Annotated in this window: 17 protein-coding genes; 16 read left to right on the top strand and 1 reads right to left on the bottom strand. The window is 44.7% G+C overall.

All coding sequences use genetic code 11. From position 1 onward, the window contains the following. Nucleotides 1-581: 581 nt before the first annotated feature. The 13 genes from UFB30_RS16055 to rsmI all read left to right on the top strand — a co-directional run bounded on the left by UFB30_RS16055 (nucleotide 582) and on the right by rsmI (nucleotide 9,109). The gene (locus tag UFB30_RS16055) at nucleotides 582-1,328 is read left to right on the top strand and encodes a DUF2087 domain-containing protein (RefSeq protein WP_322422694.1); all 747 of its coding nucleotides are present in this window, start codon (nucleotides 582-584) and stop codon (nucleotides 1,326-1,328) included. A gap of 37 nt (nucleotides 1,329-1,365) precedes the next feature. Then, nucleotides 1,366-1,527: a hypothetical protein gene (locus UFB30_RS16060; RefSeq protein WP_322422695.1), complete on the top strand. Its 162-nt coding sequence runs from the start codon at nucleotides 1,366-1,368 to the stop codon at nucleotides 1,525-1,527. A 27-nt stretch (nucleotides 1,528-1,554) separates the two neighbouring features. After that, a complete protein-coding gene (locus tag UFB30_RS16065; RefSeq protein ID WP_322422696.1) occupies nucleotides 1,555-1,725 on the top strand; it encodes a hypothetical protein in 171 nt (56 codons plus the stop codon). 119 nt (nucleotides 1,726-1,844) lie between these two features. Next, complete coding sequence (locus UFB30_RS16070; RefSeq protein ID WP_322422697.1) at nucleotides 1,845-1,994, top strand: sigma factor G inhibitor Gin; 150 nt, start codon at nucleotides 1,845-1,847, stop codon at nucleotides 1,992-1,994. A gap of 106 nt (nucleotides 1,995-2,100) precedes the next feature. Further along, a complete protein-coding gene (locus UFB30_RS16075) occupies nucleotides 2,101-3,504 on the top strand; it encodes an aminotransferase class I/II-fold pyridoxal phosphate-dependent enzyme (RefSeq protein ID WP_322422698.1) in 1,404 nt (467 codons plus the stop codon). Continuing rightward, on the top strand, nucleotides 3,497-4,129 hold the full coding sequence (tmk, locus tag UFB30_RS16080; RefSeq protein WP_322422699.1) for a dTMP kinase: 633 nt from the start codon (nucleotides 3,497-3,499) through the stop codon (nucleotides 4,127-4,129). Before UFB30_RS16075 ends, tmk begins: the two co-directional genes overlap by 8 nt. A gap of 244 nt (nucleotides 4,130-4,373) precedes the next feature. Then, nucleotides 4,374-4,703, top strand: a complete 330-nt coding sequence (gene darA, locus UFB30_RS16085; RefSeq protein WP_039806128.1) for a cyclic di-AMP receptor DarA — start codon at nucleotides 4,374-4,376, stop codon at nucleotides 4,701-4,703. Between the two features lie 48 nt (nucleotides 4,704-4,751). Further along, nucleotides 4,752-5,756 (top strand): DNA polymerase III subunit delta', encoded by a 1,005-nt coding sequence (gene holB, locus UFB30_RS16090; protein WP_322422700.1) that lies wholly within the window; start codon nucleotides 4,752-4,754, stop codon nucleotides 5,754-5,756. Beyond that, the gene (locus UFB30_RS16095) at nucleotides 5,749-6,576 is read left to right on the top strand and encodes a PSP1 domain-containing protein (protein WP_322422701.1); all 828 of its coding nucleotides are present in this window, start codon (nucleotides 5,749-5,751) and stop codon (nucleotides 6,574-6,576) included. Before holB ends, UFB30_RS16095 begins: the two co-directional genes overlap by 8 nt. Before the next feature lie 13 nt (nucleotides 6,577-6,589). Further along, on the top strand, nucleotides 6,590-6,949 hold the full coding sequence (gene yabA / locus UFB30_RS16100) for a DNA replication initiation control protein YabA (RefSeq protein WP_322422702.1): 360 nt from the start codon (nucleotides 6,590-6,592) through the stop codon (nucleotides 6,947-6,949). Nucleotides 6,950-7,235: 286 nt separating this feature from the next. Next, a complete protein-coding gene (locus UFB30_RS16105; protein WP_322422703.1) occupies nucleotides 7,236-7,979 on the top strand; it encodes a tRNA1(Val) (adenine(37)-N6)-methyltransferase in 744 nt (247 codons plus the stop codon). After that, nucleotides 7,963-8,262, top strand: coding sequence for a GIY-YIG nuclease family protein (locus UFB30_RS16110; RefSeq protein ID WP_322422704.1), 300 nt, complete (start codon nucleotides 7,963-7,965; stop codon nucleotides 8,260-8,262). Before UFB30_RS16105 ends, UFB30_RS16110 begins: the two co-directional genes overlap by 17 nt. Continuing rightward, on the top strand, nucleotides 8,219-9,109 hold the full coding sequence (gene rsmI, locus UFB30_RS16115) for a 16S rRNA (cytidine(1402)-2'-O)-methyltransferase (protein WP_435390899.1): 891 nt from the start codon (nucleotides 8,219-8,221) through the stop codon (nucleotides 9,107-9,109). The genes UFB30_RS16110 and rsmI overlap by 44 nt, the downstream gene beginning before the upstream one ends. A 303-nt stretch (nucleotides 9,110-9,412) precedes the next feature. Here rsmI and abrB read toward each other — a convergent pair whose 3' ends face one another. Beyond that, nucleotides 9,413-9,694 carry a transition state genes transcriptional regulator AbrB gene (gene abrB / locus UFB30_RS16120; RefSeq protein ID WP_039806138.1) on the bottom strand — a complete coding sequence of 94 codons (282 nt, stop codon included), beginning with the start codon at nucleotides 9,692-9,694 and terminating at the stop codon, nucleotides 9,413-9,415. 425 nt (nucleotides 9,695-10,119) lie between these two features. On the opposite strand from abrB, the gene metG reads away from it, so the two are divergent. The 3 genes from metG to UFB30_RS16135 all read left to right on the top strand — a co-directional run bounded on the left by metG (nucleotide 10,120) and on the right by UFB30_RS16135 (nucleotide 15,002). After that, on the top strand, nucleotides 10,120-12,096 hold the full coding sequence (gene metG, locus UFB30_RS16125; protein WP_322422706.1) for a methionine--tRNA ligase: 1,977 nt from the start codon (nucleotides 10,120-10,122) through the stop codon (nucleotides 12,094-12,096). Between the two features lie 611 nt (nucleotides 12,097-12,707). Beyond that, complete coding sequence (locus tag UFB30_RS16130) at nucleotides 12,708-13,475, top strand: TatD family hydrolase (RefSeq protein ID WP_322422707.1); 768 nt, start codon at nucleotides 12,708-12,710, stop codon at nucleotides 13,473-13,475. 216 nt (nucleotides 13,476-13,691) lie between these two features. Continuing rightward, on the top strand, nucleotides 13,692-15,002 hold the full coding sequence (locus tag UFB30_RS16135; protein ID WP_322422708.1) for a ubiquitin-like domain-containing protein: 1,311 nt from the start codon (nucleotides 13,692-13,694) through the stop codon (nucleotides 15,000-15,002). Nucleotides 15,003-15,020 lie beyond the last annotated feature (18 nt).

The raw sequence follows: 15,020 nt of genomic DNA on the forward strand, positions 1-15,020 counted from the left end.
TCTTCAGCGCCGATGGTAGTTGGGGGTTTCCCCCTGTGAGAGTAGGACGTCGCTAGGCAAACTGAGTCTTCCCTGAGTGGGAAGGCTTTTTTTGTGTTTAAAAAGAGACAGGATCTGAAGGGCATCAAGGGCAAAGATCTGGAATTATGCTGGCATGAAGAGCAAAAAGACAGAGTCCTAAAGGCATGAAAGGCAAAGTGCCGAGATCCTGAATGCATTCATGGCAAAAAGCCAGTTTCCCAAAGGCATCACGCGGATGAGAATTCCTTCAATCTGAGAGTTTTTCCATCAGTTCTGTGATCGATTCCTTCAATATACGATTTATTTCCTTCAATCCTGATCCTAATCCCTTCACCAGTCTAATCACTACGCCTAATTCCATCATCTATTGACATATTTCCATCACCAATGTCAGCAATTCCTTCAAAATAAAGTGCAATTCTCTCAACTAGTCTCCCGCCGTACTAAAATCTAATCAAACCTTATACCATCTAATTAAAAACCAAACAATCCAAAATAATGTTTGATTAATAACAAATAATAATATAATATGTTTATTAAATAATAAACTTTTGAAGGAAGTGTTTGTTTTGAGTGAGTTGTTTTGGGAGGCTTCTGTGGAGGAGCTGACGCATGGGGTTAAGCTGGTTGATGGTGCTTATTGCTGCCTGGTTTGTGGTGAGCGTTTTGAGGAGGGTGAGGTGTTTCAGGTTGACGGGCGCTTTTTTGAGGCTTACCGGGCTGCTGAGGTTCATGTGCAGGCTGAGCATGAGTCGATGTTTGTGTATTTAATGAATATGGATAAGAAGTATACGGGTTTATCGGATCATCAGAAGGAGCTGTTATCTTTTTTTAAGCAGGGAGTGTCTGATAAGGAGGCGGCGAAGCAAATTGGCGGCAGTCCTTCGACGATCCGGAATCACCGGTTTAAGTTTAAGGAGAAGGAAAAGCAGGCGCGTGTGTTTTTAGCGTTAATGCAGCTGTTGAAAGAGGAGACGGGGCCTGAGAGTCTTGTTCATATACATAGGGGGGCGACGATGGTGGATGAGCGTTATGCGATTACGACTGAGGAGCAGGAAAAGGTGTTGAAGACGTATTTTAAAGAGGATGGGACGCTGAGTCAGTTTCCAAGTAAGGAGAAGAAGAAGATTGTGGTGCTTCAGTATTTGCTGAAAAGGTTTAATGCGGGGCAGCAGTATACGGAACGGGAAGTAAATGAAGTGATTAAGCAGGTGTATGCTGATTTTGTCACGATTCGCCGTTATTTTATTGAATATGGGTTTATGGACCGGAATCAGGACGGCTCAGCGTATTGGATAAAATCGTAAAATCAGGGTATAGTGATGGTACAGGAGGTGTCTGTGGATGCTTTACGCGATTGGGATCATTGCCGGATTGATTGGATTTGGTGTACTTGTTGACCGAAGGAAAAGTTCCCGGAAAAACCTTGAGCAGTACCGCAGCGGAGGCGAGGAAGCGCCTCAGCAGTATCAGATGGATAACGACCGGAAGACAACTGGCTTTTAATTTTAAATAAGCAGGGAGGAGAAAAAGATGTGGTGGATGATCATTCTTTTGATTCTAACTGTTATTGTGTCAGTCGGTATGGTGTCTGATGGAAATCGTAAAAGAAAAGGTCTGGCTGTATATAGTGATGTGAGAGAGCCGGAGGAAGCGCCTTCTGAACCGAAATTGGAGGATGAGCGGCGGTCCACGAGGCTTTGAAAAGTTTGTTGAGGACTTTCCTTCACATTTGCGGATAAAAAGAATAGGATAGAGAGATTACTTTTTATCCGCAGTGTCTATACTGAGTAGTATAACAGCTGCGAAGTGGAGGAAAGTACATGAGACATTGCCGTGCGTGTGGAAGACGATACAACCGGGCGATCAGCCTGTCTTCAAAATTTATTTGCGTCTGGTGTGAGCAGTCACTGATTCAGCTGAGGCCTGAGGACAATGGATATGACAGATGGATTCATATTTTAAAAGAATAGTTGATGCAGGGAGTCCGCCTTGGTGCGGGCTTTTTTGTGTGCCAGAGGGTCGGCTGTAAATAAATCATGATACAATAAAGAAACGATTTGTTTAAAGGAGAACGTTATGGATCAGAGAGAAAGACCGCTTGTTGAGGCGCTGCAGCACCATATGAATCAGAAGCCGGTGTCTTTTCACGTGCCGGGTCATAAAAACGGCATGATTGGTGAGGTTGCGGGTCGTTTTGGGGCGTGGGATCAGACGGAGATTTCAGGGCTTGATGACCTGCATGCGCCGGAGGGACCGATTGCAAAAGCGCAATCCCTTTTAGCTCAGCATGCCGGGGCTTTAAAGAGTTATTTTCTTGTCAATGGTTCGACAACCGGAAACCTTGCGATGGTGATGGGGTTATGTGAGCCGGGGAGTCAATTGCTTGTGGCAGGAAATGCACATAAATCCGTAATTCATGCCTGTCGTCTGGCGCGTGTGATGCCGGTGTTTTTAACGCCAGAAGTTCATCCGGAGTCTATGACACCGTCAGGCATTTCACCTGACCTGCTAAATAAAGCAATGGCGCAGTTTCCTGATGCCAAAACGGTTTTATTGACGTATCCTTCTTACTACGGCCACACCGGCCAGATGAAGGCGGTTATTGAGATCGCAAAAGCGTCAGGACTTACAGTGCTGGTTGATGAAGCACATGGGGCTCATTTTTCACTGCCGGGCTTTCCGGAATCAACGCTTCACATGGGTGCAGATGCAGTCGTTCAGTCAGCTCATAAAACACTGCCTGCGCTGACGATGGGTTCTTATTTACATATAGGAAAAGAGCTGAAGGATCATCACAGGATTGAGCAGATGCTTGGTATGCTTCAGTCCAGCAGTCCGTCCTACCCGATTATGGCTTCGCTTGATGATGCGCGGTGTTATGCAGCAACGTATTCGGGTGAAGATGCAGCATATTTTAAAAGTGAGCGCGCTGAACTCGTGAGCCGGCTGAGGGAGATCCAGCGGCTGTCGGTCATTGAGCCTGAAGACCCACTGAAGCTGATCATCAGGCTGGATGGGATGAATGGGTATGATCTGCAGGAAGCCTGTGAGGAACGCGGTATTTTCGCTGAGCTTGCAGATCCGCTTCAGGTATTATGGATGCTCCCACTTTTAAAAGAGGGCAGTCAGTTTAAGTGGGATCGCGTTATCCAGTCATTGCGTGAGATTGCTGAAACGGCTGAATGGACGGAAAATGATCCGGCTGTGTTTTTTACAGAAAAGATTACGACATTAGCTGTACATGATGCAGATCAGCTGCCATGTGCAGTGCTGCCGATTACAGAGGCTGCCGGGAGAATTGCGGCTGAGACGATTACACCGTATCCACCCGGAATTCCATATATCATTGCAGGTGAAAGACTGACCGCCGAAAAATGTAATGAACTGAGCCGTCTTGCGAAAACGAATATGCGTTTTCAGGGCGGAGTGCACTTAATAGAAGGAAAAATGAAGGTTGTGCAGGAGGATTTACATGAATAAAGGGTTATTTATTACGTTAGAAGGACCTGAAGGAGCAGGAAAAACAACTGCTTCTGTTGAAATAAAGAAAGAGCTTGAAGCGCTTGGCTATGATGTGATGCTGACGCGTGAGCCTGGCGGGATTAAAATTGCCGAGAAGATCAGGGAAGTGATTCTGGATCCGTCGCATACTGAAATGGACAGCCGGACAGAAGCACTTTTATACGCTGCAGCCCGCAGACAGCATCTAGCTGAAAAAGTGAAGCCTGCGCTTGAGGCAGGGAAAGTGGTCCTGTGTGACCGTTTCATCGACAGCTCACTGGCTTATCAGGGATACGCGAGAGGTCTTGGCATTGATGAGGTGTGGAGTATCAATCAGTTTGCCATCGGATCAATGATGCCTGACTGTACACTTTACTTTGATATCTCTCCTGAAGAGGGGCTGAAGCGTATTGAACAGAACGCGGGCCGTGAAGTGAACCGCCTGGATCTTGAAGGAATGGCTTTTCACCAAAAAGTATATGAAGGCTATCAGATTCTGCAGGAGCGCTTTCCGGAGAGAATCACGCGGATTGATGCATCTGCATTGCTCGCAGACGTTACAGCGGAAGCCGTTACAGTGCTTTCGGAACTTTTAAAGAACTAGCTTTATGAAAAGTCAATTGTTGTTACTGTACAGCAGATGATTGCAGCGGACAGGTGAGACCCCGCAGGCGCGAAGTGATGAGGAGGCTCACCGCCGGCCGCGCGAAAAGCGTCCCCCTGGAGCTGCAATCATCAGCCAGCTTTAATAAAGACAGAAATAATGATTTCCGGAATGATTTCGTAAACGATACGTATTATTGGTATAATAAAGGCAGAACCTATTTAAAAGGAAGAGGGTGGAATGGATGAAACTTGTTGTCGCAATTGTGCAGGATCAGGATTCGAACCGTTTATCCACGGCATTAATGAAAAATAATTTCCGTGCTACAAAGCTTGCGAGTACCGGAGGATTCTTAAAGTCAGGGAATACCACATTTATGGTCGGTACAGAGGATGCGCGTGTTGATAAAGTGTTAGAGGTCATCAATGACAGCTGTCGTTCAAGAGAACAGATGGTAGCCCCTGTCTCACCAATGGGCGGGAATGCGGATTCTTACATTCCTTATCCTGTCGAAGTTGAAGTTGGCGGCGCCACGGTTTTTGTACTGCCAATCGAGCAGTTTCACCAATTTTAAAAGAGCAGCAACGCTCATTCGTATATACACGCAGAAAAGGGAGATAGTATGGCCGATATGCATCAGGACCTGGCAACACAGCAGCCGGTCGCAATGAAAATGCTGCAAAACAGCCTGCAGAAAAACCGTGTCGCGCATGCCTATCTGTTCGAAGGCGGTCGCGGTACAGGGAAAAAAGCAATGGCATTATTTCTTGCTAAAGGACTTTTCTGCAGGCAGCCACATGAAGGTGAACCCTGTCATACCTGTGAACAGTGCCGGCGGATTGATCAGGGGAATCACCCTGATGTTCACGTGATTGAGCCGGACGGGCAATCCATTAAAAAGGAACAGGTGAGATTGCTGCAGGAAGAGTTCAGTAAAACGGGTATGGAATCCATGAAAAAAGCATATATCGTAAGCGGTGCTGATAAAATGACGGTTCAGGCTGCGAACTCTTTACTGAAGTTTCTGGAAGAACCGCATCCATCCACGACAGCGATTTTATTGACTGAGCAGATTCACCAGATGCTCCCGACTATACTTTCCAGGTGTCAGCACGTATCTTTCCGTCCGTTGACACCTGTTTTGTTTAAAGAAAAGCTGATTTCAGAGGATGTTCACCCGACGATGGCCTCACTTGTATCAAAGTTAACCAATCAGGTTGATGAAGCAATTGAGCTCAGTCATGATGAGTGGTTTGTACAAGCCAGAAAAATCATGTTAAAATTATACGAAGTGCTAAAGGATGATCCCTTTGAAGCCATGATCAGGGTTCAAAGTGACTATCTTCCGCATTTTAAAGAGAAATCGCAAATTGACCAATCACTCGATTTGTTTCTTCTTATATATAAGGATCTCCTTTATATCCAAACGGACAAGCTCGATCACCTGTCGTACCCGGACTGGCTGGACACGTTTCGTACAGATGCACTCCAGACGTCAGCAAATCAGCTTACTCACCAGCTGACAGTGATACTCGAAGCGAAAACACAGCTACAGAGAAATATGAATACACAGCTGTTAATGGAACAGCTGATGCTTAAATTGCAGGGGGGATCTGCACTTGTATGAAGTAGTAGGCGTCCGTTTTAATAAAGCGGGCAAAATATATTATTTCGACCCGAACCAGCTTTCACTGAACATAGATGAATACGTTATTGTGGAAACGGTACGCGGTGTGGAATACGGTAAAGTCGTCACTGAAGTCAAGAAAGTGGACAAGAACGATGTCGTGCTGCCGCTGAAAAAAATCGTCCGGATTGCTGAACAGAAGGATCGCCTTTCTGTACAGGAAAACAAGGAAGAGGCTGCTCATGCCTATCAGGTGTGCGCTGAAAAGATCAGTGAGCATGATTTAGATATGAAGCTTGTTGACGTTGAATATACATTTGACCGCAATAAAGTAATTTTTTATTTTACAGCGGACGGACGGGTCGATTTCAGAAACCTGGTAAAAGACCTGGCGTCTGTTTTCAGAACAAGGATTGAACTGAGACAGATCGGTGTTCGTGATGAAGCGAAAATGCTTGGCGGTATTGGACCATGCGGGCGTATGCTTTGCTGTTCCACTTTCCTCGGCGATTTCGAGCCTGTGTCGATTAAAATGGCAAAGGATCAGAACCTTTCTCTTAACCCGGCGAAAATTTCAGGCCTGTGCGGACGTTTGATGTGCTGCCTGAAATACGAAAACGACGAGTATGAGCAGGCAAAAGAGGAAATGCCTGACCTTGGTGCATTTGTTCAGACACCTGAAGGAAAAGGGAAAGTTGTCGGGCTGAATATGCTTGAGCGCGTGCTTCAGATTGAAATGAAGGAGCAGGACCGTACGCTTGAGTATACGCTTGAAGAAATTATGAATCACGATATTGCGTCAATTCAAGCCACAGAGTAACGGGGTGGAGTTCGTGGATAAGAAGGAGTTCTTTGATTCAGTATCCAATATGGAGCAGCAGATTGGTCAGTTATACCAGCAGCTTGGCGAACTGAAACATCATCTGGCTGACATGATGGAAGAGAATCATTCGCTGCAGATCGAAAATGAACATCTGCGCAGAAGACTTGAACAGCTCGGGAATGAAACAGCAGCACCCGAAGGCAAAGCTGATGCCGGCAAAGCTGTGGGTCCAAGCACAGATATTGGTGAAGGATACGATAACCTTGCCCGTCTTTATCATGAAGGCTTCCATATTTGCAACATACATTTTGGAAGCCCGCGCAAGGATGAAGACTGCCTGTTTTGTCTTTCATTTTTAACGAAAAAATAAAGGCTGGCATTACGCCGTCTGTTGAAAAACAGGCGGACGTCCTGCCGGGCTTTTTTTGTGTAGAATGTGTGGGTGAAGCGTGACTGTGGCTGACTGAGTGCGGTATGCAGACAATTGAGGTGGGTTGCGTGTCCATTGAGTGCTGTATCCAGTGGATCGGCGTAGGTGCACACTGTCATCGAGTGCACTATGCAGCAGATCGAAGTAGGTGCACCACCCGATCGAGTGTACTCCTTCATCAATTGACACACATTTTAACAAAGCCAACAGAAAAGAGGATCGCAACATGCAATTAATTGGTGATGAGCGGCTGGATTATCTCCTGGCTGAAGATTTAAGAATTATTCAAAGTCCATCAGTCTTTTCCTTCTCACTGGATGCAGTCCTGCTCGCACGCTTTGTGCAGGTGCCGATCAGAAAGGGAAGTCTGATTGATCTCTGTTCAGGAAATGGGGTCATTCCGCTCATTTTAAGTACGAGAACAAATGGTTCAATTACGGGTGTTGAAATCCAGGAACGTCTTGCAGATATGGCGAATCGAAGCATCAGTCATAATGAACTCACTCATCAGATTCAGATGATTTGTGAGGATTTAAATACAGTTTCACCAACGCTTGGATATGCCAGGCACGATGTTGTCACGTGTAATCCGCCTTATTTTACAACGCCGGGAAAAGATGAGCTGAACGAAAATGAGCATTTAACAATTGCGCGTCATGAGATTATGTGTACGCTTGAAGATACCATCCGTGTCAGCAGCGGCCTTTTAAAGCAGGGTGGTAAAGCTGCATTTGTTCACCGGCCCGGCAGACTGCTGGATCTGATTACGTTGATGAGGCAGTACCGTCTCGAGCCGAAGAGAATCCAGTTTGTTTATCCGAAAGAAGGTAAGGAAGCCAATACGATTCTGGTGGAAGCAGCAAAAGACGGTAAGCCTGATGTAAAGATTCTGCCGCCGCTGATCGTTTATAAAGAGAACAATGAATACACTGACGAGATGAAGGAGATTTTATATGGGAGCAGAGGCTAACCATTTCTTCTATGTGTTATTGTGCAAAGATGGTTCCTACTACGGCGGCTACACGATTGATCTCGAGCGCCGTCTGTCCCAGCATAACGGAGGCACCGCTTCTAAATATACGAGGACGAGACGCCCGGTTGAAATGATTCATCACGAATCGTTCTGTACAAAAAGAGAAGCGATGCAGGCTGAGTACTGGTTCAAAAAGAAGTCGAGAGTGCAAAAGGATTTGTATTTAAAAGAAAGGGGTGAAGAGGTTGCAGACACAAAAAAGTTTTCAGCATGCGAATGAAGGCCGGCTGTATCTTGTGCCAACACCGATAGGTAATTTGGAAGATATGACTTTCAGAGCAGTCAATATCCTGAAAGAAGCAGATCTGATTGCAGCGGAGGATACACGTAACACGAAAAATCTGTGCCGTCATTTTGAGATTGAAACAAAGCTTGTCAGCTATCACGATCATAATAAAGAAGAAAGCGGGCGGAAGCTGATGAGTGACCTTCATGATGGAAAACAGGTTGCACTCGTGACAGATGCGGGGACTCCATGTATTTCCGACCCTGGCTATGAGCTTGTGAAGCAGTGCGTAGAAGAGGGAATTAATGTAGTTCCACTGCCTGGAGCGAATGCGGCTGTGACTGCATTGATTGCTTCAGGGTTAAAGCCGCAGCCGTTTTATTACTATGGCTTTTTACCCCGTCAGAAAAAAGAGAAGCGGGAAGAGCTCGCATTTTTATCGACGATTCCTGCGACATTTATCCTGTATGAATCACCCCACAGGCTGAAGGAAACGTTGAAGGAAATGCAGGATGCGCTTGGTGCAGAGCGTCAGATGTCAGTTTCACGGGAGCTAACGAAAAAGTTTGAGGAGTTTGTACGAGGAACGATAGAAGAATGTCTGCAGTGGGCTGAAGAAACGGAGCTGCGCGGTGAATTCTGTCTGGTCATTGAAGGGGCAGCGCGTGATGAGTGGCAGCAGGATGAAGAAATCTGGTGGTCAGAATTATCACTGACCCAGCATGTCGAGCACTATATTCAGCAGAAATCCATGACTTCCAAAGCAGCGATCAAAGAGACTGCAAAAGACCGGGGACTTCCGAAGCGGGATGTTTACCAGGATTATCACGTGGATCATTAACATGAGAGATCACTGTAGAGGTGGTCTTTTTTTATTGATGAGGAGGTCCAGGGGTGGAGGTGCACTTATTTCATTCATCTTTCGGGAGATATGTATCACCTTTTAGAAGTATTCACTCATCTTTATGATTGATTCGAACTGGGATCTGCAGCCGGTTGGTTATTCATCCACCTTTTTCATTATTGCATCACCATTTGAAGGGATTCCATCACCTTTCCAGCTAATCGTCCATTCATTTCCGCCGCCCTCCGGATCATAAAAAAAACTGCTCCACTAAGGGAGCAGTGAAAAAATTTTTATGAATTAAGCACCTTGAAGGTTGCTCTGGATTTCCTTGATCAGCATTTCAGCACCTTCACGGCTTAGGACAAGCTTTCCACCTGCAAGCTTAAGGTTGTCATCTGAAACTTCACCAGTGATCTGGCAAGTCATGCTTGGCTTGTATTTCTTAAGGATGATTTTTTCGTCATCCACATAGATTTCAAGAGCGTCTTTCTCAGCGATTCCAAGTGTACGGCGAAGTTCGATTGGAATCACCACTCGGCCTAGTTCGTCTACCTTACGTACAATTCCTGTTGATTTCATGATTAAAAATCCCCTCTCAAATGTTAAATGTTTTTTATGTGTGTTTTTTCGTCAAGTTTCGACATTTTTCTCTCTGTTTTTATATCATACCAACGTTTCCCAAATCAGTCAATACATATTTTCTCCCAAATGTGTCCATACTGATTTATTACAAAATCCCTCTGCATCAGCCTGTAATAAGTTTTGAAAATATTACCTTCTACAATATTGACTATAACATGTAATAACTGTAAGTGTAAATAAAATTGTTTTGAATTCGAGTTACTTCGAGTTTCGACAAATACGACATACCTATTCGACAAAAATGGGGAGTTTTTACTGGGAGGGCTGCGGCGGTTGCATTCACTTCCTATTTCGGGTATATTTTTTTACATATGAAAACGCGTCAGAGCTGTGTTTCTGATGCTGATCGAGGAGGATAAACAGTGAGTCAGCCGAATAATACGTTTTATATTACAACACCAATTTACTACCCGAGCGGCAAGCTGCATATCGGGCATGCATATACAACAGTAGCAGGGGACGCGATGGCACGTTATAAGCGTCTATTAGGATTTGATGTCATGTATTTGACTGGGACGGACGAGCATGGTCAGAAAATCCAGGAAAAAGCGAAAGAGCAGGGCGTTACGCCACAGGCTTATGTAGATGAGATTGTATCCGGTATCCAGGATCTGTGGAAAAAGATGGACATCTCTTATGATGATTTCATCCGTACAACAGAAGAGCGCCATAAAACTGTTGTCGAAAAGATTTTCAAACAGCTGCATGACCAGGGTGATATTTATCTTGGTGAATATGAAGGCTGGTATTCTATTCCGGATGAAACCTTCTACACTGAAACTCAGCTTGAGGATAAAGAGCTCGACAGTGAAGGAAATGTCATTGGCGGTAAAAGTCCTGACAGCGGACATCCTGTTGAAAAGGTGCGTGAGGAATCGTATTTCTTCCGTATGAGCAAATACGCTGACCGTCTTGTAAAGTACTACGAGGAAAATCCTGCCTTCATTCAGCCGGAATCCCGTAAGAATGAAATGCTGAATAACTTTATCAAGCCGGGTCTTGAAGATCTTGCTGTTTCGAGAACGACATTTGACTGGGGCGTAAAAGTACCGGGCGACCCTAAGCACGTTGTGTACGTGTGGATTGATGCCCTGTCAAATTATATTACGGCACTTGGCTACGGTTCTGAAAATGATGAGCGTTTCCGTCAGTTCTGGCCGGCGAATGTTCACCTGATGAGTAAAGAAATTGTACGCTTCCATACGATTTACTGGCCAATCATGCTGATGGCGCTTGACCTGCCGCTTCCAAAGCAGGTATTTGCCCATGGCTGGCTATTAATGAAGGACGGGAAAATGTCGAAGTCAAAAGGAAACGTAGTTGATCCGGTTACATTGATTGACCGCTATGGGCTGGATGCGCTTCGTTATTACCTGCTTCGTGAAGTGCCATTTGGTTCTGACGGTATTTTTACACCTGAAGGGTTCGTTGAGCGCGTGAATTTTGACCTTGCCAATGACCTTGGTAACCTGTTAAACCGTACAGTGGCGATGATTAATAAATATTTTGACGGCGAAATTCCTGTTTATCAGGGCTCAGCAGGTCCTTTCGATCAGGAATTGCTTCAGTTAAATGAAGAAACCGTTGTAAAATTCCAGGATTCAATGGAAAACATGGAGTTCTCGGTTGCACTGTCGACTGTCTGGCAGCTGATTAGCCGTGCAAACAAATATATTGATGAAACGCAGCCATGGGTCCTTGCAAAGGATGTAGCGAAGAAGGAAGAGCTTGGACATGTCATGAACCATTTAGCTGAAACATTACGACGTGTGGCAGTGCTGCTTCAGCCATTTATGACAGAGACGCCAAAACGAATCCTGTCCCAGCTTCAGCTAGATGAAACACACTTGAAGTGGGAAACACTTGAAAGCTTCGGTGCCATTCCAGCAGGCACGAAGGTAGTGGCAAAGGGAGAGCCGATCTTCCCCCGTCTTGATGTAGCGGAAGAAGCTGCTTACATTAAAGAGAAAATGGCAGGCACAGCACCAGCCGCAGAAGAGCCGGTTGAACTTGAAGAGGAAATTACCTTTGATGATTTCATGAAAGTAGACCTGCGCGTGGCAACCGTTACAGCGTGTGAGCCGGTGAAAAAAACGGATAAGCTGTTAAAGCTTCAGCTGGATCTTGGCTTTGAAAAGCGCCAGGTTGTTTCAGGTATTGCCCAATTTTACAAGCCTGATGAGCTTGTCGGTAAAAAGGTTGTCTGCGTGACAAACCTCAAGCCGGTTAAGCTGCGCGGAGAATTATCTGAAGGCATGATTCTTGCAGGTGAAAAAGATGGAGTCTTATCACTTGCACATGTAGCAGAAAACCTGGAAAATGGGGCACGTGTTAAATAATCAAACGAGAGAAGAGGGGAGGGATTGATTCCTCTCTTCTTTTTGTTTTCATGAGATTTATAAAACCGCTGATGACCTCCGTGCAGGACTTCGCTTTCCTTCCCCTGGGCGGTGAGCCTCCTCAGCTTCGCTTGCGGGGTCTCACCTGTCCCTTCCTGAAGCGGGAGTCTCCGTCCTGCACTCCGGTCATCAGTTGAATAAACCTTTTTAATATGTTCAGCTGTGAAAAATCAGCTTCCCATAAGTTGAAGTATCTGGTTCCTATGTTTCTTATATGTCTTAAATGTTACATCTGTGTAACGAACTATAACAATAGAAGAAACTCGTCATCAATCTGTGTTTTTTGTGTCATTGGGTCGGTTTTTCCAATAAATCATTAATGATTCGTAAATGCTATATTGACATAAAAATTCAGAATATTAAACGCTATCATATAAAGCTTTAGGTAAGAAAATTACTTTTCGTATAATATTATTCAGTTGAACACACATAACACACTTTTAATGTGTTTTTTAACCAGATTGTTAATTTGTTAATAGATTGTTACATAGCTGTGATGTATGACATATGGATTTTTAATACACTAAATTTGCTGCGAAGGAGAGGATACAATGTTATTCGATACACACGTTCACTTAAATGCAGATCAGTTTGAAGATGATCTTGAAGAAGTGATACAGCGCGCACAGGAAAATGACGTTGAATGGATGACGGTTGTCGGCTTTGACCGGAAGACAATCAAAAAGGCGATGGAGCTTGCTGAGACGCACGATTTTATCTATGCTGCAATCGGGTGGCACCCGGTAGATGCAATTGATATGACTGATGAGGACCTGGAGTGGATTGAAGAACTGGCTGCTCATCCAAAGGTCGTGGCAATTGGGGAAACGGGCCTTGATTATCACTGGGATAAGTCCCCGCATGATATTCAAAAAGAAGTGTTCAGAAAGCAGATTCATTTAGCTAAAAAAGTAAAGCTTCCAATCGTGATACATAATCGTGAAGCAACACAGGATGTTGTAGATATCCTGAGAGAAGAACACGCTGAAGAAGTTGGCGGTATCATGCACTGCTACAGCGGAAGTGTTGAAATTGCAAAACAATGTATTAATCTGAACTTTATGATCTCGCTTGGCGGACCAGTCACATTTAAAAATGCGAAGAAGCCAAAAGAGGTTGCTGAAGAAATTGATCTTGAGCATTTGCTGATTGAAACGGATGCACCGTTTCTGGCACCGCACCCGAATCGCGGAAAGCGCAATGAACCGGCATATGTCAAGCTGGTTGCGGAGCAGATCGCTGAATTGAAAGGCATTTCGTACGAAGAAGTTGGAAAACGTACGACAGAAAACGCAAAAAAAATTTATCAGCTGAAATAGATGATTTTAAGCTTTAGGTAAAATTGAGCACGTTTGTGCGACATCTTTTGCGTAATACCAACGTTCAGTTGTCGATAAAAAAACCTTTTCAGGCCGGAAAACGGTCTGCATAATTGGGACATATCTCACCTGCGCAGGGAAAATGTCTCAAATTCAGAGGTTGACAATCTGTTCGGATAGTCTTTATAATCACTCGGAGTAAAGGAGGAGTTTTTCATGCAATCAGAAAAGAACATGAAAAACCTGTTTCCAAAGTCTATGAGTAAGAGGAACTGGGTCTATTCTTTGGTAACTTTAACAGTATTTGTTTTAGTTGTTGGTTTCCTATTTCAGGAAGGTATGAAGAAAACGGTAGCCCTTTCCCTTAATGGTGAAGAGCAATTGGTGCGCACAAACGCTGCCACTGTTGAAGATATATTTGCAGAGCTGGAAATGGATTTACACTCAGAAGACTATTTATACCCCTCAGGCGATACGGAAGTCTATCATGATATGACCGTAAACTGGAGAGCGGCGAAACAGGTGTCATTTGATTTAGGCGGAGAGACGCAGACAATCATGACAAATGCACAAACCGTAGGAGAATTCCTGCGTAAAGAACAGTTAGAAGTAAGTGACGTAGACAAGCTGTCACATGCACTGAATGAAAGTATTGAGGAAGATATGACGCTTTCTCTTGAAAAAGCTTTCGCATGGACACTTGTAAATGGGACTGATAAAGAAGAGGTTTGGTCGACTTCGATCACCGTCGCTGACTTTTTAAAACAGCATGAGATTAAGCTGGATCAAGATGATCGCGTAGAACCATCTGAAGACACTATGTTGACGGAGGGCGCTACTGTGAAGATCGTCCACGTTGATAAGGTCACCGATGTGGTGGAAGAGACGAAGGACTTCAGTGTGGAAGAGAAAGATGACAATACATTAGCCGAAGGTACTGAAAAAGTTGTTCAGGAAGGCGAAGAAGGTCTGATTGAAAAAACATACGAAGTTGTAAAAGAGAACGGGAAGGAAGTATCCCGTGATCTGAAGGAAGAAAAGACTGTAAAAGAAAGTAAAAATAAAGTAGTTGCCATTGGCACAAAGAAGCCGGTTGTTGCGAGCGTTCCACGTGAAACAACAAAGAAAGCGGTGGCTTCAAATTCAGCTTCAGAACCAGAAGCTTCAGAATCAGAAGCTTCAACAGCTGAAGCTTCATCACAGCCGGCCCAGACGTCTTCATCATCTGAACCGTCCGGCCGCGAACTGACAATGTCTTCAACAGCTTACACTGCTTCATGTGCAGGCTGCTCAGGTATTACTGCAACAGGCATCAACCTGAAAGCAAACCCTGGTATGAAAGTCATTGCTGTTGATCCGTCTGTTATCCCACTCGGTTCAAGAGTGTATGTTGAAGGCTATGGCTATGCAATTGCCGGTGATACTGGCGGTGCAATTAAAGGTAACAAAATTGATATCTTCATCGCTGATCGTGCTTCAGCACTGGCGTGGGGGAACAGAACAGTCAAAGTAACGGTTATGCCGTAAACTCGTTATACTTAAAAA

This window comes from Jeotgalibacillus haloalkalitolerans (assembly GCF_034427455.1).
GTDB classification, from domain to species: Bacteria; Bacillota; Bacilli; order Bacillales; family Jeotgalibacillaceae; genus Jeotgalibacillus; species Jeotgalibacillus haloalkalitolerans.

Bases quoted from the DNA above. Each gene is read 5' to 3' on its own strand.
- UFB30_RS16060 (WP_322422695.1), top strand. From the start codon at position 1,366: ATGCTTTACGCGATTGGGATCATTGCCGGATTGATTGGATTTGGTGTA.
- UFB30_RS16075 (WP_322422698.1), top strand. From the start codon at position 2,101: ATGGATCAGAGAGAAAGACCGCTTGTTGAGGCGCTGCAGCACCATATG.
- darA (WP_039806128.1), top strand. From the start codon at position 4,374: ATGAAACTTGTTGTCGCAATTGTGCAGGATCAGGATTCGAACCGTTTA.
- UFB30_RS16135 (WP_322422708.1), top strand. From the start codon at position 13,692: ATGCAATCAGAAAAGAACATGAAAAACCTGTTTCCAAAGTCTATGAGT.
- tmk (WP_322422699.1), top strand. From the start codon at position 3,497: ATGAATAAAGGGTTATTTATTACGTTAGAAGGACCTGAAGGAGCAGGA.
- holB (WP_322422700.1), top strand. From the start codon at position 4,752: ATGGCCGATATGCATCAGGACCTGGCAACACAGCAGCCGGTCGCAATG.
- UFB30_RS16110 (WP_322422704.1), top strand. From the start codon at position 7,963: ATGGGAGCAGAGGCTAACCATTTCTTCTATGTGTTATTGTGCAAAGAT.
- UFB30_RS16105 (WP_322422703.1), top strand. From the start codon at position 7,236: ATGCAATTAATTGGTGATGAGCGGCTGGATTATCTCCTGGCTGAAGAT.
- UFB30_RS16065 (WP_322422696.1), top strand. From the start codon at position 1,555: ATGTGGTGGATGATCATTCTTTTGATTCTAACTGTTATTGTGTCAGTC.
- abrB (WP_039806138.1), bottom strand. From the start codon at position 9,694: ATGAAATCAACAGGAATTGTACGTAAGGTAGACGAACTAGGCCGAGTG.
- UFB30_RS16070 (WP_322422697.1), top strand. From the start codon at position 1,845: ATGAGACATTGCCGTGCGTGTGGAAGACGATACAACCGGGCGATCAGC.
- UFB30_RS16130 (WP_322422707.1), top strand. From the start codon at position 12,708: ATGTTATTCGATACACACGTTCACTTAAATGCAGATCAGTTTGAAGAT.